Source organism: Streptomyces sp. NPDC058864 (genome assembly GCF_042742985.1).
GTDB lineage: Bacteria > Actinomycetota > Actinomycetes > Streptomycetales > Streptomycetaceae > Actinacidiphila.
Genome location: NZ_JBHYMQ010000042.1, coordinates 1 through 17935 on the forward strand (window position 1 = coordinate 1; position 17935 = coordinate 17935).

Here is a 17935-nt window from a genome sequence, read left to right on the forward strand (position 1 = left end):
TACGTCTGTCCGCAGCCGGGCCCAGCCTGTCCGGCCTGCTCACACATGCGCGGCTCACGCCGTTTCGCGTAGATCATTTCGCTGAGAAAACCTCAGTGACCTGCAACCGCTGGTCGACCTCGTCGACCAGCACGGAACCGACGCCGTCCTGGCCGCGGTGGACCGCCTCGTCCAAGAGCAGGACGCGCAGGTCACGGTCTCCACCGCACACAAATCCAAGGGCCGCGAATGGCCCCAGGTCGAGATCGCCGACGACTTCTACCCACCCAAGGACAGCAACGACAAGGACGAGCACGGAAACCCCCTGCCCGGACCGATCGACGACGCCGACGCCCGTATCGCCTACGTCGCCGTCATCCGAGCCCGCACCCGACTCGACCTCGGCGGGCTGACCTGGGTTAACGACCACCCCGACGGAAACCCTCCGGCGTCACACCCCCGGCCAGACGCCGAGCTGGTCGCTGATGCAAGCTGAATTCGGGCCGGACAGCCTTCGCGCTGGTCACTGTCGCGTCCAACACCAGCACCGCATACCGGTTCACCTTCTTCACCTCCCTCGCGACCCGCGGCCACCATCGGCCGGGCCTTCACCAACACCTTCGTGGGCATGGCTTCCGGCGTCCGAGTTCCGGATCGGTTGGAGTGTGATCAGAGTGCGGTAGCTCCTCATGTTCGACCAGGAGGCCGTAGTTGTCCCTGGCGCCGGAGCGGACCGAAGCGGCGGGCCCCGCTGAGCGCGCGCCCTCGCGTTCCTGCGGGCGTCCGCAGGTCGCGGGCGGATGCGCGCCGAACGCGGTTGTGAGTGCGCGGTCGGGTTCGACGACGAAGAGACGGCCCGCCCGTCCTTGGAGGGACGGGGGGCCAGTCGCGATGGTGATGAGGGTGCCGGCGGCGGGCGCCAGGGCGGCCGAACGGTCGAGGACTCGCCCCCGATCGTGACCGCCGTAGCACCTTAGGAATCAGTTGCCGACGGGGTAGCGGCTGGTGATCGCGACGCGGTTGAAGGCGTTCATCACCGTTGCCAGCCAGGCGACGACCGAGATCTGGTCTGCGGTGAGTACGACCGCGGCAGCAGCGTAGTCCTCGTCGCGGACGTGTCCGTCCGGCACGAGGGTGATCGCCTCGGTCAGGCGGAGGGCAGCACGGTCGGTCTCGGAGAAGTAGCCGGTCTCTTCCCATGCGGGCAGCACGGCGATCCGGTCCGGGTTCTCGCCCTTCTTGAGGGCGTCACCGGTGTGCATGCGCAGGCAGAACGCGCAGCCGTTGATCTGAGAGGTTCGGATCCTCAACAGCTCGACCAGGAGCGGATCGAGTCCCGCAGCAGCGGCAGCCTCCTCCACCTCCGACGACAAGGCGATGAGAGTCTTGTAGGCGGCCGGGTGCTGCTTGCCGAGGTTGACCCGCTGGGTGTCGGTCACGGTTCGTTCGATTCCTTCGTGTGGCGTGCGCCGTGTATGTCGTGGGACGCATCTTGATGGCTGGTGGTATGAGTTCCGGCAGGAGGCAGAGTTCGTGCGGAGTGCCGCCGCCCGCTGCGTTCTCCGGCTACGACTTCGGATCGTCGAGCTTGAGCTTGTCCCCGGTGTCGGAGACGAAGACGACCAGAAGCTTGGCGTGCTCGGTCTGGCTGGTGTTCTCGGTGAGGACGTGGTGGGCGCCCGGTTGCTCGACCCAGTTCTCGCCTTGGTGGTAGGTGCTCACGGGCTTGTTGTCGAGCTGGCTGCGAACGGTGCCTTCGAGGACGTAGGCGTAGACGAACGCCTGGCCGTGCCGGTGCGGAAGCGCGCTGGCGTTGGGCGGCAAGTCGACGATCGCCGAGGTGAACGTCTTGCCCTTCACGTTCGGAAGCGCCTGCTGAAGCAGCGGCTTGAAGGTTTCTGAGGGGCGTGTCGATGCCGTGACCGTCGCCGCCACCTTGGCAGGGGCCGGCTCGTCGGAGGTCGAGCAGGCCGTGGCCGTAACCAGCGCGGCGACGGCGAGCAGCCCACCGGCGATTCGCATTTCCCTCACGATGGGTCTCCTGATGCAGTCTTCCGTGACGCGGATGATCGTCTTGCCGGGCGTGCGCCGGTTGCGGGCGAGGGGACGTCGGACAGCGGCCGCACCGCTCCGACGCACAGTTCGTGACCCGGCACGCTCGGCGTCCGGCCGCGGCCGGCACGGTCCACCCAGGTCGCCGACCAGTCGAGTTTCCCCAAGGTGAACCCCCGCGGCGTGCACCTGAACGATGACGTCGTTGTCGGCGGCGTGCGGGTAGGGCATGTCCGCCAGGTACAGGCCCGCGACCCCGGCGTCATGGTCACGGACGGTGATGGCTCGCATGCGCAGATCCTCGCTGGGCGCAGTGTGGAGGCTGAGACGCGGGGGCGAAGGTGAACATCGCCAGTTAGGCAACGGACCGCTTGCTCACCGAATGCTCCAGCGCCGAGTCCACCACGTGGCTAAACGAGCGGGGAGCCCGCGGCCGCCAGCGGTGGTCACATCTCGACTGTAGGCCCACAGGCGGCTCCTTTGCATAGGCCACTTCTAGGAGAAGATCTTGGGCCATTTGGGGAAGCCGTCGTGCCGGTCTCGGCCGATCACCTTGGTGTGCAGGGCCACTTCCTCGAGGACGACGTCCGGGTCCAGCAGCATGGCGGGCTTGGTGGCGCTCCGGTTGTCAGTGCGGCCACCAGGTGGCTGACGACCGCCCGGAGAGCCGGAGCGGCGGTCTGGCCAGCCGTCTTCTCTCCGAGGTCAGTGGGAACTCGGCGGTGACGCGCATGTCGGCGACGCCCTTGACGGTGAGGGAGCGTCCGTCCCGGTGGCGACCCGGCGGACGACCTTTCCACGGCGGAAGTCGATGGCTCCGAGGGCTCGCAGTTCACGTCCGAACAGTTCCGGTGAGTCGGGGAAGAAGACCACGGCGCTGTCGTCCTCGCCCACGATGCGGGTCTGGTAGATGGCGGAGTCGGGCCAGGTCGACATGAGCTGGGCGAAAAGGGCGTCCAGGTATTGCCAGTCTGCGGAAGGCCCAGTGATGGTGGTGTCGGTGTAGACGCTCGAATTGCGTGAGAGGTGCGCCATCAGACGGCGACGTCGGTTCCCGCTTGGCCTCGAAGGGGGACGTGAAAACCTCCGCGATGCGGGGTCTCATGCCGCCGGCTTCGCGCTTGTGACGGCCGCCTGTCAAGAGGCAAGGTGGTCTCGGGGGGCCACGGATGCGGCTGGGGCTTGCCCTCATCGTGAAGCAAGGTGTGTGAGCCCGGAGCCGACGAAGTCGATCGCCGCCGAACGAGTGGGTCGTACACCGGTCTGGAAAGCGGTGGCCGACGCAAGGTCACCCATTTGGGCGGGTTTACGGAGGTGTCGTACATGTCAGAGAAAAACCCAGTACACGCGACTCCTGTATCGAGTCACGAGGTCTCGCTGCCGCCCGAAGTCAAGTTGCTGCAGGAGGTCACTCCGCCCTTTTTCCCCGAAGGTGGTTCGGGAATGACCATCCTCGTCGACTGGCCTCCCGGTCACCCCGGGCTCCCTCCGCACCGCCACTCTGGGCCGTCGTTCGGCTACGTGATGGAGGGCGCGATCCGGTTCGAACTCGAGGGTGAGCCGGAGCGTGTGATCAAGGCCGGTGGGACGTTCTGGGAGCCAGGCGGTGACGTGATCCACTACCAGGACGGCAACGCCCTGTCGGACGCACCGACCAAGTTCCTGGTAACCATGGTGTGCGCACCGGGTCAGCCGATGCTCACCTTGGTCGACGAGGGGGAGCTGAAGGAACGGGCGCACCTGCGCGCCCCGCGTCCTTCCGCAGGCTGACCCGCGGTCCTCCGCGTGGCCGTGGAGCGGTGATTGGCGGCATCTTCGGGTCACGCGACGTACGACCGGACACGCCGATGGCGGGGCCGTGGTCGCGTGCCGACGGGCGGCCACTGACCGGCCGATCTGGCGGGAGGCCGGCGCAGCCGGGACAGTACTGGTTGTGGCATGCGCTGGTACCCGGCCCCGCTACGCCCCGGAAGCCTCCTTCGCGTCTGGCGTGTGCCTATGTCTCGACGATCAGGCGAAGCGTGTCGTTTCCAGCCGCTTCGGATGTCAGCCCTGAGCGGTGGGGCGCACGATCAGTTCGTTGACGTCGACGTTGGCAGGCTGGTTGATGGCGAAGGCGATCGCGTCCGCGATGGCCGAAGCGGGGATCTGCTCGGCGGCCGCGCGGGCGGCGGCCTGGGCCTCTGCCGAGCCACCCCTGTGCGTCAGCTCGCGACGACTATCGCCCGTCCGGCCAAAATGATGATCACCACAGCGGCACGATCTGTGTTGCGTGGCGTACTGCCTCATTTTCAGCCTCCACTCCTGGCAGGGGGCGGCGAACGGGGTCAGGGGTGAGCGACGACGGCCACCGGCGCGGCGCTGTGATGCAGGACCGCGTGCGTGACCGGACCGATGTGGCTGCCGACCGCCGAGCGGCGGATGCGGCGGCCGACTACGACCAGGCAGGCATCAGTGGAGGCGTCCACCAAGTGGTCCGCCGCCCGGCCGATGACCTGGTGGGCGTGGACGTCCACCTCGGGGTACTTCAGCAGCCACGGGCGCAGGGCCTCGGTGAGCGCCGCGTCGCGTTCCGACGTGGCCGCCTTGATCAGATCCGGCAGGACGATGCCGGAGCCGTGCACGTTCGGCGGTAGGGTCCAGCCGTGCACGACCTGCAGGCGGGCAGCCCGAGCTGCGGCGGCGTCGAAGGCGAAGGCGAGCAAGTCTTCGTGGGGCCGGTCCAGGTCGAGGCCGAGGACGACGTCCCGGTACGCGGTGGTGGCCGATGCCCGCCCGTCGGCGTCCGGCAGGTGCTCGTCCTGGGTGCTCTTCCCGGCCCTGACCAGGACGACCGGGCGGTGCACGGCGGCGATGACCGCCAGCGCCACGGAGCCGACGAGGAAGCCGGTGATGCCGTGCAGGCCGCGGGAGCCGAGCGCCATCACCTCGGCCTGGCCGGCCGCGGCCGCGAGGACCGCCACCGGCTGCCCGGCGATCTCCTCGGAGGTGATCTCCAGCTGCGGGTACCGCTCGCGCAGGGCGACGGCCGCATCCCGGGGGACAGCAGCAGCCCAGGCGCGCATGGCGACCGGCCCGGCAAGCGGTGCGTTGGCGTACGGCTGCCACTCCCAGGCGTGCAGCAGCCGCAGGGGCAGGCCACGCAAACCGGCCTCCCTGGCCGCCCAGTCGGCGGCCGCCAGGCTCTCGGGGGAGCCGTCCACACCGGCGAGGACACAACGCACCATGGCGATGACCTCCTTGCGGGAGTCGGGACGAGGCCGGTGGCGGCCTCTGCTCTCAGCGTTCCTTGATGGCCCGGCTGGTGGGATGGGCCGCAGGTCCCCGCAAGGGACCGGTCGGCCCATCCCACCAGCCGGGCGGCGAAGACTCGGTGAGGTCCGGCAGAGGTGGCGCCTGATGACGTCGTGGCGGCCGTTGCGATGGGTGTCAGCGGAGCCAGGCGTGGTCGCGGACCAGGGGCAGCCGGGCCCAGACGCGGCCCAGGCCCCAGGTGGTGCCGGCGGAGGCGGTGGCGAGGGCGACCAGCACGGCCGCGTAGATCAGGTGGTAGTCGGCGAAGGGGTTGGTCGACATGCTGGGCGATCCGTCGGCCAGGTGCCGGGCCGGGGGCCACTCGGCGACCCACATCAGGGCCATCATTGCAGTGCCGGCCACGGCGGAGATCCGCAGTGCCACGCCGCTCATGACGGCGACGCCGACGCCGAGCAGGCCGAGCATGAACAGCCAGTCCGCCCAGCCGGCGCCCGCCCAGTCGTGAAAGGTGGACTGCAGGGGGCCAGCCGCGACACCGCTGAGGAAGCCCTTGGTGGGCGAGCCGCCGTCGATCCAGCTCTTGCCGGAGCCGGTGGCGTAGCCGAGGCCGAAGGCCTTGTCGAGGAAGGCCCACAGGAAGACGAACCCGGTCAGGACGCGCAGGGCCGCGAAGATGTACGCGCGGGCGGCCGTGGCGGACGTGGCAGCAGCCTCGCCGGACGGCGCGGTGCCTGTGCCGGCCTTGCGCCGTGCGGGGAGGCGGAAGCCGGTGTGCCGCTGGGGGTGTCCTTGGATGGCCATGGTGCCGATTCCTTCCGGTCCGGGGAGAGCGTGAACGTGGTGGATTCGTTTCGTGCTCACTGTCCTGCGAGATGAGGCGCCTCGCCGTGGGCCGAAGGCCCACCCGTATGGGGCCGAACGTCCCTGCTGTGGCGGTCGGTTGGCGCATCAGGGGGCGCACAGGCCATGGCGCGGGACGGCTCGCGCAAACGAGCGGTCAGCGCCAGATCCCGCACGCGTCGAGCAGGAGGAAGGGGCGCCCAGCGCGGTGTACGTGGCCTGCGCCCAAGCCGAGGGTGTTGGCGTCGCCCGGTCATTGCTGTTGCCGTGGAACGGGTACGTGCCGTCGACCCGGTAGCCGACGGCTACCCCGGTGGCGTCGCTCGCGAGGCCCACGGGGCCTGTGACAGCGACAAAGGGCCCCGGCCCCGCCCCGGGGTCCGGCGCAGGCGAAGCGGCGGGAGCGTCCGGCTACCGTCATCTGGCCGAACGGCTGCGGAAGAGCGTTCGAGTCGGTCCGGATCCCGCTATGTTGAAGCTGGTCAGAGCTGCTGCTGTGCAGTTGGAGGATCCGTGGGGATGGAAGGCAGCGAGGGCGCGGAGCGCCTGCCCCGGTTGAGGCTCGACGAGCTCTTGGACGAACTGCAGGTGCGTATCGACGCGGTGCGAGGCACCCGAGACCGGGTGCACAGCCTGCTGGAGGCGGTGCTGTCGGTCGGCCGGGAGCTGGACCTGCCGCACGTGCTGCGCCGGATCGTGGAGGCTGCGGTTGTACTCGTGGACGCCGAGTACGGCGCCCTCGGGGTGATCGGCGACGACGCGAGGCTCGCCCAGTTCTTGACCGTGGGCGTGTCGGGCGAGCAGGCCGAGGCGATCGGCCCCTTGCCGTCCGGGCACGGCATCCTCGGCGAGCTGATCCGGCACCCCGAACCGCTGCGCCTGGAGGAACTCTCCCAGCACCCGGCCTCGTACGGCTTCCCCGCCAACCATCCCCCGATGCACTCGTTCCTCGGAGTGCCGATCCGGGTCCGTGACGAGGTGTTCGGCAACCTGTACTTGACCGAGAAACGTGGCAGCAAGGAGTTCGACGACGAGGACGAGACCGTGCTGTCCACCCTCGCCGTCGCTGCGGGTGTTGCCATCGACAACGCCCGTCTCTACCAGGAGGCCAGGTCGAGGCAGCGATGGCTGGAGGCGAACTCGGAGATTACCGCGAGTTTGCTGTCGGGGGTCGAGGAGGCGCGCGTCCTGGAGCTGATCGTCGAGCACGCCCGCGGCATCACGGGCGCGGACCTCGGCGTGGTGGCCCGCCCGATCGAAGGGGCGACAGAGGTCGAGGTGGCGATCGCCACCGGTACCGACGCGGACATGCACCGAGGCCTCATTCTCCCCCGCGAGGGATCGTTCGCGGGTGCCGCCATGGAGGCCGGCGAGCCGATCATCAGCCCCGACGTGGAGCGCGATCCGCGCATCACCGCGGGCCCGCCCCGGTTCGCCGGGCTCGGTCCGGCGGTGGCAGTCCCGATGAGCACCCCCCAGGGGGTGCGCGGTGCGCTGTTGCTGGCCCGCGCCCAGGGAGAAGCCCCCTTCACCGGTACCGAGACGGCGCCGCTGATGGCGTTCGCCGGGTCCGCCGCGCTCGCCATGGAACTGGCCGAGCGGCGCCGCGGAGCGGAGTAAATGGCCCAGCTCGAGGATCGCGATCGCATTGCCCGGGATCTGCACGACCTGGCCATCCAAAGGTTGTTCGCCACCGGTATGACCCTGCAGAGCGCGGCACGCTTCGTCGACCACCCCCAGGCGAGTGAACGTCTGCTGCGCGCGGTGGACGACCTGGACGAAACCATCAAGATCATCCGCTCGACGATCTTCGGGCTGCGCGCTCACGAAACGGGCCCGGCCCGCCAGGGTCTGCGGGTGCGGGCGGCGAGGGCCTTGGAGGAGGCCGTGCCCGGCCTGGGCTTCACCCCCTCGCTGCGCATGGAAGGCCTGATCGACACCGACGTTCCCGCCTCCGTCGCCGACGAGGTCGTCGCGGTGCTGGGCGAGGCGCTGTCCAACGTGGCCCGGCACGCCCACGCCGGTTCGGCCGAGGTGGCCCTGGTGGTCGGCTCCGGAACCCTCACCCTGACCGTGACCGACGACGGGATCGGGCTGCCCGAAGGCGGGCGCCGCAGCGGCCTGGCCAACCTCGCCCGACGGGCGGAGAAGCTCGGCGGGACATTCACCGCCCGGGCCCGGGCCTCCGGCGGCACCCGCCTGGAATGGCGCGTTCCCGTGAGCCGATAGCCACCGTGCCCTCTCGAGGCGCTACGCCCTGTCCAGGACCTCGTTTGCAGGAATCCGGGGACTTGCCGGGCCCTGGGGGCCGTACCCGAGCCGGATGAGCATCTGGACGTATCCCGGGCCGCTGTCCGTGCTGCGCAGCGCCCAGCGCAGGTCGGGCCACTCGAGCGCCTGGTGCAGCAACGATGCCCGCACCCGGTGCGCGGTGGCGATCAACAGCACGTGCTCCAGCGCCTGTCCCGCGCAGCCAGTCCGAGCGCCGGTCGTGGGCGGTGGACAGCACCGCGATCAAGGGCTGAGGTTCGAAGACGGTGGTAGGGAGCTGGTTCTCCGGGCGCAGTGCGGAGAAGTCCCGCATGGGCAGCCGCCCCGAGGCGTCCCGCGGGCCCAGAGCGGCCGGGGCAAGCCCGTCCGGGGCGCCTTCGCGGATCCAGCCCCGGCTCTCGGCACGGCGCGCGGGGTCGATGACGCCGCGCTGTTCCGCCTCCGCGGTCAGACCGAGCAACCGCTGTGTCTCCTCGGTGTCGGGCAGGCACAAGGTGGCACCCTCCGTATGGGCCGCCTCCTCCAGTTCGGCGAGAACAGGTCCCGGGGGCCGGTGCGCTGAGAACGGCGAGCGGCTGCTGTGGCGGCGCCACAACGCCTGGTACAGGTCCGGCTGGTGATCCCCGCCACTGCGGGGCGGCCCGGCCAGCCGTACCGAGGCCAGCAGGTCCGGTTGTGCCGGGACCGGCAGCAGCCGGACTACGGGCTCCCAGCCGAAGTGGGCGATGGCGACCCGCAGGTTGAACACCGCGGCACCGACGGACAGGTGCAGCGCCCGGCCCAGGGGATCGGTCTCCCGTAGCCCGCGCTCACCGGCGGCGCGGACCAGGACCGTGGCGGTGTCCGGCTCCAGCCGGAAGCGCCACGGCTGGCTGTTGTGGAAGGACGGTGCGGCGACAGCGGCGGAGATGAGCTTCTCCAGCGTCGCCCCGTCGAGGGTTTCGGGCATCATGGCGTTCTCCTTGCGGCGGAACCTGGTCTCAGGTTCCGCCGCCGCCATCCCGGCGGGGAGGGGCCGGTCGTCCCGGCGGAAGGGGCCGCCTGGCACGATCTCAGTGGCGGGAGCCGGCCTCCCCGCCGGAGGGCTGGTGCTGGGTGGCCAGTACGGCGGCTTGGATGCGGCGTTCGACGCCGAGTTTGGCCAGCATCCGGGAGATGTGGTTCTTGACCGTCTTCTCCGACAGGAACAGCCGCTTGCCGATCTCCCGGTTCGTCAGGCCCTCGCCGATGAGTTCCAGGATCTCCCGCTCACGTGGGGTGAGCGCGGCCAGGGTCTCGTCCTGCGGCTCCGGTGGCTCGTCCTGTTGGCGCAGACTGCTCATCAGGCGGGCGGTGGTCGCCGGGTCGAGCATCGACTGGCCCGAGGCCACCGTGCGGACGGCGGAGATCAGGTCGGAGCCCTTGATCTGTTTCAGCACGTAGCCGGCGGCACCGGCCATGATCGCATCCAGCAGGGCGTCGTCGTCGTCGAAGGACGTGAGCATCAGGCAGGCCAGTTCCGGCATGCGCGAGCGCAGTTCACGGCAGATGCTGATGCCGTCGCCGTCCGGGAGACGCACGTCCAGGATCGCCACGTGCGGGCGCAGGGCCGGTCCCCGGGCCAGCGCGTGGTCCACCGAGCCGGCTTCCCCGACGACCTCGATGTCCGGCTCGGCGTCCAGCAGGTCGTGCACGCCCCGCCGCACCACTTCATGGTCGTCGACCAGGAACACCCTGATCGGCGCCTGCGGTGAAAACTGTGCTGCACCGGTCATCCCGGCCCCCTGCCCGTGTGCGCTGTGCTGTGGTCCCATGACCTTGCGATCGTCACCTACAAGTCCCACGCACGCCAGGGCCGAACGGACCCATCAGGGTGGAGCGGGTAAGGTCAGGGGACGTCGATGCGCCGCCCGCTGATACCGTCCACGTCGATCCGCACCCACATGCTGCGGTCGTCGTCCCCCGGCCACGGCCCGCTGTACACCTGCTTGCCGAGGTGGTGCACGGCCTTCGGATCCTCGACACGGTGGGCCCGGCCGCGCACCAGGACGCTCCAGCCCTGACTGAGGGCCTCGTCCACGTGGTCCACCTCGAAGACGACCTCCGTCCCGACGACCTCGGCAGGTCCCGAGCCCGGTGCGGTCCTGAAGACGACGGACCGGTCGACCACGCTGTAGTTCACCGGCAGGATGGCCTCGCGACCGGCAGTGGTCACCGCAACACGGCCCACTCCGTGACGGTCCAGGTGCGCCCAGCATTCCTCGGGGGAGAGTTCCAGCAGTTGTGCGTGCGGCGAAGCGCGACCGAGGCGGCCGGGCGGAAGGTCGGCCTCTCCTCCGCTGAGGGCCACGACCGTCGTGTCCAGCACGGCCGCGAGAGTCCCCAGGGTTCCCGCGCCGGGAGCCGCGGTGGACTGCTCCTCGATGAACCGCAGATAACTGGTGGCCATGCCCGCCCGGGACGCGACCTCCTCACGGGTCAGGCCCAACTCGTCGCGCCGCTTGGCCACACGCCGCCCCATGTCACCGGGGGCGGCCGGAAACGGATTTGCCGCCATGCTGCTCACGTCCTTGTTCGCGAGGCCCTGGACAGAGATCCAGGACAACTCCCCCTTTGTTGATCGTGTCCCCCCTGCCATGCCCGCACCAGGGCCGATCGGTCCCACGGGCGGGCGAGAACGGCCTGCCCGGCCCACCCGGACGGTCTTTTCGGCCCATGCTTTGCGGCCTGGCCCCGTGCGACCGTCACCACAGGGAAAGGGGGCCCGCCCATGGGTAACTCGGTGAGGTTCTGGCGCTGGAAGCGCAATCCGCTGCGACGTGGAACGGACGTTGCGGAGGCATGGACGGGATTGGCAACCGCGGTGTTGATCGCCGTCGGCGGCCCGGCGGCCGGTGCCGCCACCGCTGTCGTGGTGGAACACGACGCGCTCCGCCAGAGTCAGGGACCGCGCCAGATGACGGCTGTCGTGACCGAGAACGCCGCCGACGCGGTGGAAAACGACTACACCGGCACCACCGGCAAAGTCCATGCCACTGTGAGGTGGACCGCGCCCGATGGATCCGAGCACACCGGCAGCGCCCGCGTGGATTCGAACACCCAGGCCGGCTCCACCACAGGTGTCTGGGTGGACAGTGACGACGAGCTTCGGGAACCGCCGCTCACCCCGGTGCAGGCCCAGGTGCAGGGGCAGGTGTTCGGCGTCTTCGCCGCCATCGGTGCCTGCGGCCTGGTCCTCGCCGGCCGCTGGGCCGTCCGGGTGCGCATAGACCGCCATCGCGCGCAGGCGTGGGACCGGCAGTGGGCCGAGGTCGAGCCCACATGGGCCCACCGAAGGGCCTGACAGCACATGCGCCGTGCAAGGCCCGGCGCCTGGCGATTCAGTCCCAGACGGCGTCGACGACGCCCTCCACCGCGCGGGCGAACCGCGACGCCACCGGGACCAGCGACGGGTCGCCCGGCGTGCCGGAGAAGTAAACAACGCCCTCCTCGACGCGTGCTCGCACCGCCGAAGGCTCACCGGGGAACAGGTAGGCGACGATCTCGCGGCTCACCTCTTCGGCGATCTCCTCGTCCGGCCGCAGGAACACCTTCAGCAGGTCACCCCGGCTGACGATCCCGCACAGCATGCCCTCGCCGTCGATGACCGGCAGCCGTTTCACGTGCCGAAATGCCATGGCCCGTGCCGCCTGAGCCAACGTGGCGTCGGCATGGACGCATACGGCCGGCGCGCTCATCAGCTCGTCGGCGGTGGTGGCGCCCGCCTTGCCGAGATCCGACAGCCGCTGCATCTGTTCGGAGCGGGCGGGGGCACCGTCGCGGTACTCCTCCTTGGGCAGCAGATCAGCCTCGGACACCACCCCGACGACGCGGCCCTCGCCCTCCAGCACGGGCAGGGCACTGACTTTCCAGTGCTCCATCGTCGTGATGATCTCCTTGAAGGAGGCGTCGCGGCCGACGGCGACGACGGCCTCGGTCATCACATCGGACACGATGTGCGGGCTCCCATGCATGGGTCCTCCTCGAGGCACGTGCCCGTCTCAGTGGGCGGTTGTGCTGCCGGCAGGCCCGTAGAGGTCGAGCAGACGCGTACGGGTGTGCTGGAGGCGGTGAGCGACGATCTCCGCCACCCGGCGGGACACGGCCCGGCCGAAGACCGGATCGGCCTCGCACAGCGCCCGCACGATCGTCGCGTCGTACTCCACCGCCCGGACCGGGCTCTGCGCCTGGGCACTCAGGTGCCAGCTGTACGGGGGCAGCAGCCACGACCAGCCGAGCAGGTCGCCGTGGCGGAGGGTCTCCACCACGGCGGCTTGCCGGCCGGGAACGTGCAGTTCCAGGGAGACCGACCCGGTGTGGATGACCCAGAACCGGTCGGCTCGTTGTCCCTCTTCGAAGATGCGTGCCCCGGCCGGAAAGGACACCTGATGGCCCAGTTGCCTCAGGCGCTCGCGGGCCTGCGGCGGCAGCGCATCGAGCAGGCCGGTGGTGGTTGCGGTGGTCATCAGGACCCTCCCTGCTGCTGAAACCCGCCGTGGGCGGCGGGAGATACGGCGGGCAGCCGTCCGGCGCCCGTACCTTCAGCCTGTGCTCAGACGACGGCCCGGGGCTGGGGCCGACCGGCCTGTTGTGGGGCCCGGCCGGTACCGGCTTGCCTTGCCGACCTTGGCCCTGCCTGGATCGTCAGTCAGACGATCGGGACCAGGACGACGGGGCAGTGCGCGTGGTGCAGCACCGCGTGCGTCACCGGTCCCAGACGCATTCCGAGTGGCCGGCCCTCCTGCCGGTGGGCGCCGATCACGATGACGTCCGCCGCGCGGCTCGCCTCCACCAGTGCCGCGGCGGGGTGTCCGGCAGCGGTGTCGACCCGTACGGCGACGTCAGGGAAGCCCTCGGTCAGTTTGGACACGGCGAACCGGGCGAGTTCCTTGTGCTGCCGGGCCTGGGCGGCCAGGTCCTGCCGGTGGGACACCGGCCACTCGCCCAGGGGGACGTGCGGGTGGGTCCAGGTGTGGAGTACCCGTAGCCGTGCGCCGCGCCGTTGGGCTTCCTCGAAGGCGAACAGGGCGGCTTCGGCGTCGCTTTCGTCCTGCAGACCGAGCAGTACTTTGTCGTGCAGCAGACCCTGTTGCGCGGCCGCGTCCTCGCCGCGGACGACCATCAGCGGGCCCGCGGTGTGGGCCGCCACGCGCAGCCCCACCGAGCCCAGGAGCAGGCCGGTGAAGCCGCCGCGGCCCCGGGTGCCGACGACGGTCAGGGCGGCGTTCCGCCCCGCGCGCACCAGCGCCGAGGCCGCCGGTTCGGCCGACAGGTCCAGTGCGACGGGAAGCCCCGGGTGCCGGTCTTCCACCCGCTGGGCGGCCAGGTCCAGGATCGCCCGGCCCGCTTCGCCCGGCGGCCGCTCGCGATCTGTGTCCAGTCCGAATCCGACCTCGCCCGGATCGGGCCACGGCAGTCCGTGGACGATCCGCAGGGCGGTGTCCCGCCGGTGTGCCTCGTCGGCCGCCCGGTCCAAGGCGCGCACGGCGGGATCCGATCCGTCCACTCCCACGACGACCTCCCCGCGCGGCGCGTGGAGCCCTTCGTGTGGGCTGATCCCGGTGTCGGTCATGCGCGTCCTCCTGTCGTCGTGTCAGCCGACCACGATGCGGCGGCCCGTCACGCTTGCCGGTGTGATGCGGACCCACAGGTCGCGGTCCCCGCCGGCCCATGGCCCGGTGTAGGCCTGCTCGTTCAGCCGCCGGACGCCCGCGGGGTCGGTGACGGTGTGCGCCATGCCGCGGACGAGGACGCTCCAGCCCCGGCTGAGCGCGTCGTCCACCTCGTCGACCTCGAAGGCGCACTTGGTGTCGGTGGCCTCGGCGGGGGTGGCGGCCGCAGAGGTGCGGAAGGCGATCATGCCGTCGGAGACGCAGTAGTTGACCGGCAGCACGGTCAGTCCGTCTGGCATGGACAGGGCGAGCCTGCCCACCCCGTGCGTGGACAGCAGCTTCCAGCACTCCTCGCGGCCCAGCTCGACCAAGTCCGCGTGTCCTGCCGCCTGCCCTCGGCCGGGCGGCAGATCGGCCTCGCCGCCACTGAGCGCGGACACGCTCGTGTCCAGCGCCATGGCCAGGCCGCGCAGCGTCGCCATACCGGGAGCGGCGGTGCAGTCCCGCTCGACATACCGCAGATAGCCCGGAGCGATGCCCGTACGGGCCGCCACGTCCTCCCGGGACAGCCCCAGCTCCTCACGGCGCGTTGCGATGCGTCGGCCGAGGTCCCCCGGCGCGGTGGCCGTGGAGTGATTAGTCATGACCGGTCCCGTCCCTTTCCCCTTGCGCTCAGCCGGTGAGAGCCACCGCCGTGTGCTGCGGGCCGCCGAGTACGACCTTGAGCGCCGCGGTGTCGGCCGCCCGGCCGAACACGTCGTAGGCCTCCGCCATGTCGTGGAGTTCGAAGGCGTGGGTGACCAGGGATGCCGCGGGCAGCCGTCCGGCTGCCATCATGCGCAGCAGGACCGGGGTCGAATAGGTGTCCACCAGCCCGGTCGTGATCGTCACGTTCCTACTCCACAGGTCTTCCAGGTGGAGGGTGGTCGGCGCGCCGTGGACGCCGACGTTGGCCAGGCGGCCGCCAGGCCGGACGATGCGCGTGCACAGCTCGAAGCTCTCCGGGACGCCCACCGCCTCGATGACCACGTCGGCACCGAGTCCCTCGGTCAGGTCGTGGACCAGTCGCTCCGGCTGTTCTGCGGCGTTGGCGACGGCCTCGGCCCCAAGGCGCTTGGCCGCGTCCAGACGGGCCTCCGCCAGGTCGATCGCGATGATCCGGTCGGGGGAGTACAGGCGGGCCGTGGCGATCGCGGCCAGTCCGATGGGACCGGTGCCGACGACGGCTACGGTGTCGCCGGGCCGCACGCGGCCGTTGAGGACGCCCACCTCGTACGCCGTGGGGAAGATGTCGGCGAGCAGCACCGCGTCCTGGTTGCTCACCGAGGCGGGCAGCGGGTGCAGACAGACGTCGGCGAACGGCACGCGCACGTACTCGGCCTGCGTTCCGTCGATCAGGTGACCCAGCACCCACCCTCCACCGCCCAGGCACTGCCCGTAGGCGCCCTCGCGGCAGAAGCGGCACCGACCGCAGCCGGAGATGCAGGAGATCAGGACCCGGTCTCCGGGACGCACCGTCGTGACGCCGGTACCGGTTTCGACGACCTCGCCGACCGCCTCGTGCCCCAGCACGGTGCCCGGGCGCACGTCCGGCACGTCTCCCTTGAGGATGTGCAGATCGGTGCCGCAGATGGTGACAGCATCGACGCGGACGACCGCGTCGCCGGCCTCCTTGATCTCCGGATCCGGCACCTCCTGCCAGCGGGCCTGCCCCGGCTCCTGGAAAACCCACGCCTTCATGGCCTTCCCCTCCTTCGGGTGCACTCGTGTCCTGCTGCCAGGTTCATGCGCGGCGCCAGACCGCCGCTTGGGCCGGTCGGACCCGTCACGGGGTCCGACCGGCTCGCCAACCGCTCCTGACCGATGCCGGAGTGCCGGATCCCCGCACCGACACCGGAGGAATCAGCGGCTCGACCCGGCAACTAAGCAACACCTACCTGGCGGGACGTCACACTCGGCTCGAGGTGAGGTCGAAACGCACATCGACGACACCCTCCACGGAGCGCACCATCCGTGCCACGACCGGTACCAGGGACCGGTCGGCGAGCAGCCCGCTCACCGTCACGATCCCGTCGGCCACCTCGATGGCCACGGACTGCCACGCCTCGGGCAGGAGCCCGACCATGACGATCCCCCGCACCTCACGGGCGATGTCCTCATCGGTGCGCAGGAACACCATGAGCAGGTCCCCCCGGCTCACCACACCCCGCAGCGCACCGTCGGCGTCGACCACGGGCAGCCGCTTCACGCGATGCAACGCCATCGCCCGCGCCGCCTGCGCCACAGGCGCGTCCTCGCGGACGGTGACCGCCGGGGCCGTCATCAACTGCTCGGCGGTGACGGCAGCAGCCTTGTCCGTGCCTACGCCGACCGGAGGGGCATCGTCCTCGCGGCGTTCCTCCTTGCGCAGCAGATCCGCCTCGGAGACCACGCCGACCACCCGGGTGCCGTCCGCCACCACGGGCAGGGCGCTGACCTTCCACCGCTCCAGGGTCCGCACGATCTCCTTGAACGACGTGCTCAGGGTGACCGCGACGACCTTCCGCGTCATCACGTCGCTCACCGTCGCCGGGTTCCGGCTGACATTCATGGCCGCCTCCTTCGACGAAGGACGGATAAGCCCTCCCGCACCAGTCTCGGATGCATCGGCACCTGCTGCCATGGGGCCACCCGGCCCCGTGGACAGGCCCAACGCCCCCTGCTGCTGCCCGGGGCTGCGGCGGTCTGCTGGAAGAAGGAAGGCACGACTGAGGGAGGCTGCAATGCTGCGCGACTGGCTCCCCACCAGCCCGGACCCGATCCGCACCCGAGGCGGCTGCGAGATCACCGTGTCCCGGTTCGACCCCGCTGAGCTGCCCGTCGGCTCGGGGCGGATCATCCTGGACCTTCCGCGAGAGTGCTTCGGGGAACAGCGAAGCTGGGCAAGCCTGACGCCCGCCGAGGCACGTAGCCTGGCCGGCCTGCTGACAGCGCAAGCCCGCGCCGTCGAGGAGGAAGAAGCACGGCGAGACGAACCGGCCGGGCACGGTGACGGTCCGCTGGAGGCACGCCGCATCAGGGGCGACCACTACGCGACCGTCGTACGTGGGCACCGGATCGACACCGACCAGCCGCTCACCGCCGAAGGGACCGACGAAGGCCCCACCCCAGTGGAACTGTTCGTGGCGTCCCTCGCCTCCTGCGTCGCCCACTACGCGGGCCGCTACCTGGACCGGCACCACCTGCCCGGCGACGAGCTCCACGTCAGCGCCCGCTTCACCAAAGCGCCCGGCCCCACCGCACGCATCGGCACCGTAGGCCTGCGACTGACGGTGCCCGGCCTGCCACCCGAGCGTGCCGCCGGACTCCTGGCCGTGGCCCGGCACTGCACCGTCCACAACACCCTGGGTACACCGCCCGAGGTCACCTTCGACCTCACCACCGACACCGGGAGCACACCGTGAAGGTCTCCCGGTTCATGAACGCACCGGTCATCACCATGTCTCCCCGTGTCCCCGCGCGGCAGGCCGCGCTGCGCATGGAGGACGCGGCCGTCGGATCCGTCCTCGTTGCCGAGGCCGATCGGCTGCTCGGGATCGTCACCGACCGCGATCTGGTGGTGCGCTGCCTGGCACAGGGCGCCGACCCGGACACGCCGATCTCGGAGCTGATGTCGGCGCCGGTGACCACGGTGGACGTCACCGATGACATCGCCGACGCCTACCGGACGTTCCGGCGCAGCGGCGTGCGGCGTCTGCCGGTACTGGACGGTCACCGACTGGTGGGGGTGCTCACCATCGACGACCTCTTCCTCGACGTCTTCCAGCATCTGGCCGATCTACTGGGACCTGTGGCCTGGACCGTCCTGAAGGAGCCGCCCGACGACGGCGCCACCGAGCTCGCGGCAATCACCAGATGATGTTCTCACC

19 protein-coding genes and 3 pseudogenes are annotated in these 17935 nt (G+C 70.5%); 6 read left to right on the forward strand and 16 right to left on the reverse strand.

The features are described 5' to 3' along the window. Positions 1-97: 97 nt before the first annotated feature. Positions 98-475: pseudogene (locus tag ACFW3D_RS26945) on the forward strand (3'-5' exonuclease); the annotation flags it as partial. A gap of 484 nt (positions 476-959) precedes the next feature. On the opposite strand, the gene ACFW3D_RS26950 reads toward ACFW3D_RS26945, so the two are convergent. From ACFW3D_RS26950 to ACFW3D_RS26965, 4 genes and pseudogenes are all read right to left on the reverse strand, one after another. Beyond that, a complete protein-coding gene (locus tag ACFW3D_RS26950; protein ID WP_500507987.1) occupies positions 960-1418 on the reverse strand; it encodes a carboxymuconolactone decarboxylase family protein in 459 nt (152 codons plus the stop codon). 127 nt (positions 1419-1545) lie between these two features. Then, the gene (locus ACFW3D_RS26955) at positions 1546-2001 is read right to left on the reverse strand and encodes a cupin domain-containing protein (RefSeq protein ID WP_500508115.1); all 456 of its coding nucleotides are present in this window, start codon (positions 1999-2001) and stop codon (positions 1546-1548) included. A 116-nt stretch (positions 2002-2117) separates the two neighbouring features. Beyond that, a pseudogene (locus ACFW3D_RS26960) lies at positions 2118-2322 on the reverse strand (NADP-dependent oxidoreductase); the annotation flags it as partial. Positions 2323-2736: 414 nt separating this feature from the next. After that, positions 2737-3066, reverse strand: a complete 330-nt coding sequence (locus ACFW3D_RS26965) for a hypothetical protein (protein WP_500507989.1) — start codon at positions 3064-3066, stop codon at positions 2737-2739. 288 nt (positions 3067-3354) lie between these two features. Between ACFW3D_RS26965 and ACFW3D_RS26970 the strand changes: the two genes are divergently transcribed. Next, a complete protein-coding gene (locus tag ACFW3D_RS26970) occupies positions 3355-3801 on the forward strand; it encodes a cupin domain-containing protein (protein WP_500507991.1) in 447 nt (148 codons plus the stop codon). A 276-nt stretch (positions 3802-4077) separates the two neighbouring features. On the opposite strand, the gene ACFW3D_RS26975 is transcribed toward ACFW3D_RS26970, so the two are convergent. The 3 genes from ACFW3D_RS26975 to ACFW3D_RS26985 all read right to left on the reverse strand — a co-directional run bounded on the left by ACFW3D_RS26975 (position 4078) and on the right by ACFW3D_RS26985 (position 6087). Continuing rightward, positions 4078-4320, reverse strand: coding sequence for a hypothetical protein (locus tag ACFW3D_RS26975; protein WP_500507993.1), 243 nt, complete (start codon positions 4318-4320; stop codon positions 4078-4080). Between the two features lie 38 nt (positions 4321-4358). Further along, a complete protein-coding gene (locus tag ACFW3D_RS26980) occupies positions 4359-5258 on the reverse strand; it encodes a universal stress protein (protein ID WP_500507995.1) in 900 nt (299 codons plus the stop codon). A gap of 202 nt (positions 5259-5460) precedes the next feature. Further along, positions 5461-6087: a hypothetical protein gene (locus ACFW3D_RS26985; protein ID WP_500507997.1), complete on the reverse strand. Its 627-nt coding sequence runs from the start codon at positions 6085-6087 to the stop codon at positions 5461-5463. 558 nt (positions 6088-6645) lie between these two features. Between ACFW3D_RS26985 and ACFW3D_RS26990 the strand changes: the two are divergent. Then, positions 6646-8355: pseudogene (locus ACFW3D_RS26990) on the forward strand (sensor histidine kinase). On the opposite strand, the gene ACFW3D_RS26995 reads toward ACFW3D_RS26990, so the two are convergent. The 3 genes from ACFW3D_RS26995 to ACFW3D_RS27005 all read right to left on the reverse strand — a co-directional run bounded on the left by ACFW3D_RS26995 (position 8291) and on the right by ACFW3D_RS27005 (position 10933). Beyond that, positions 8291-9349 (reverse strand): Acg family FMN-binding oxidoreductase, encoded by a 1059-nt coding sequence (locus ACFW3D_RS26995; RefSeq protein ID WP_500507999.1) that lies wholly within the window; start codon positions 9347-9349, stop codon positions 8291-8293. The pseudogene ACFW3D_RS26990 and the gene ACFW3D_RS26995 sit on opposite strands and share 65 nt — an antisense overlap. Before the next feature lie 100 nt (positions 9350-9449). Continuing rightward, positions 9450-10151 (reverse strand): response regulator, encoded by a 702-nt coding sequence (locus tag ACFW3D_RS27000; RefSeq protein ID WP_500508001.1) that lies wholly within the window; start codon positions 10149-10151, stop codon positions 9450-9452. Between the two features lie 113 nt (positions 10152-10264). After that, entirely contained in the window at positions 10265-10933 is a 669-nt protein-coding gene (locus ACFW3D_RS27005; RefSeq protein ID WP_500508117.1) for a helix-turn-helix domain-containing protein, read from the reverse strand. A gap of 213 nt (positions 10934-11146) precedes the next feature. Between ACFW3D_RS27005 and ACFW3D_RS27010 the strand changes: the two genes are divergently transcribed. Next, complete coding sequence (locus tag ACFW3D_RS27010) at positions 11147-11719, forward strand: Rv1733c family protein (protein ID WP_500508003.1); 573 nt, start codon at positions 11147-11149, stop codon at positions 11717-11719. A 37-nt stretch (positions 11720-11756) separates the two neighbouring features. Here the strand turns inward: ACFW3D_RS27010 and ACFW3D_RS27015 are convergent, their stop codons facing one another. The 6 genes from ACFW3D_RS27015 to ACFW3D_RS27040 form a co-directional block, all read right to left on the reverse strand. Further along, positions 11757-12389: a CBS domain-containing protein gene (locus ACFW3D_RS27015; protein ID WP_500508005.1), complete on the reverse strand. Its 633-nt coding sequence runs from the start codon at positions 12387-12389 to the stop codon at positions 11757-11759. Positions 12390-12416: 27 nt separating this feature from the next. Continuing rightward, complete coding sequence (locus ACFW3D_RS27020; RefSeq protein WP_500508007.1) at positions 12417-12881, reverse strand: Crp/Fnr family transcriptional regulator; 465 nt, start codon at positions 12879-12881, stop codon at positions 12417-12419. Positions 12882-13063: 182 nt separating this feature from the next. After that, positions 13064-13987 carry a universal stress protein gene (locus ACFW3D_RS27025; RefSeq protein ID WP_500508009.1) on the reverse strand — a complete coding sequence of 308 codons (924 nt, stop codon included), beginning with the start codon at positions 13985-13987 and terminating at the stop codon, positions 13064-13066. Between the two features lie 21 nt (positions 13988-14008). Continuing rightward, a complete protein-coding gene (locus tag ACFW3D_RS27030; RefSeq protein WP_500508011.1) occupies positions 14009-14671 on the reverse strand; it encodes a helix-turn-helix domain-containing protein in 663 nt (220 codons plus the stop codon). A 28-nt stretch (positions 14672-14699) separates the two neighbouring features. Continuing rightward, positions 14700-15767, reverse strand: coding sequence for a zinc-dependent alcohol dehydrogenase family protein (locus ACFW3D_RS27035; protein ID WP_500508013.1), 1068 nt, complete (start codon positions 15765-15767; stop codon positions 14700-14702). A gap of 208 nt (positions 15768-15975) precedes the next feature. After that, positions 15976-16617 carry a CBS domain-containing protein gene (locus ACFW3D_RS27040; RefSeq protein WP_500508015.1) on the reverse strand — a complete coding sequence of 214 codons (642 nt, stop codon included), beginning with the start codon at positions 16615-16617 and terminating at the stop codon, positions 15976-15978. A 172-nt stretch (positions 16618-16789) separates the two neighbouring features. Here ACFW3D_RS27040 and ACFW3D_RS27045 point away from each other — a divergent pair, with 172 nt between their 5' ends. Both ACFW3D_RS27045 and ACFW3D_RS27050 read left to right on the forward strand, forming a co-directional pair. After that, positions 16790-17470 carry an OsmC family protein gene (locus ACFW3D_RS27045; RefSeq protein ID WP_500508017.1) on the forward strand — a complete coding sequence of 227 codons (681 nt, stop codon included), beginning with the start codon at positions 16790-16792 and terminating at the stop codon, positions 17468-17470. Positions 17471-17484: 14 nt separating this feature from the next. Continuing rightward, the gene (locus tag ACFW3D_RS27050; RefSeq protein ID WP_500508019.1) at positions 17485-17925 is read left to right on the forward strand and encodes a CBS domain-containing protein; all 441 of its coding nucleotides are present in this window, start codon (positions 17485-17487) and stop codon (positions 17923-17925) included. The last annotated feature ends 10 nt before the right edge of the window (positions 17926-17935 follow it).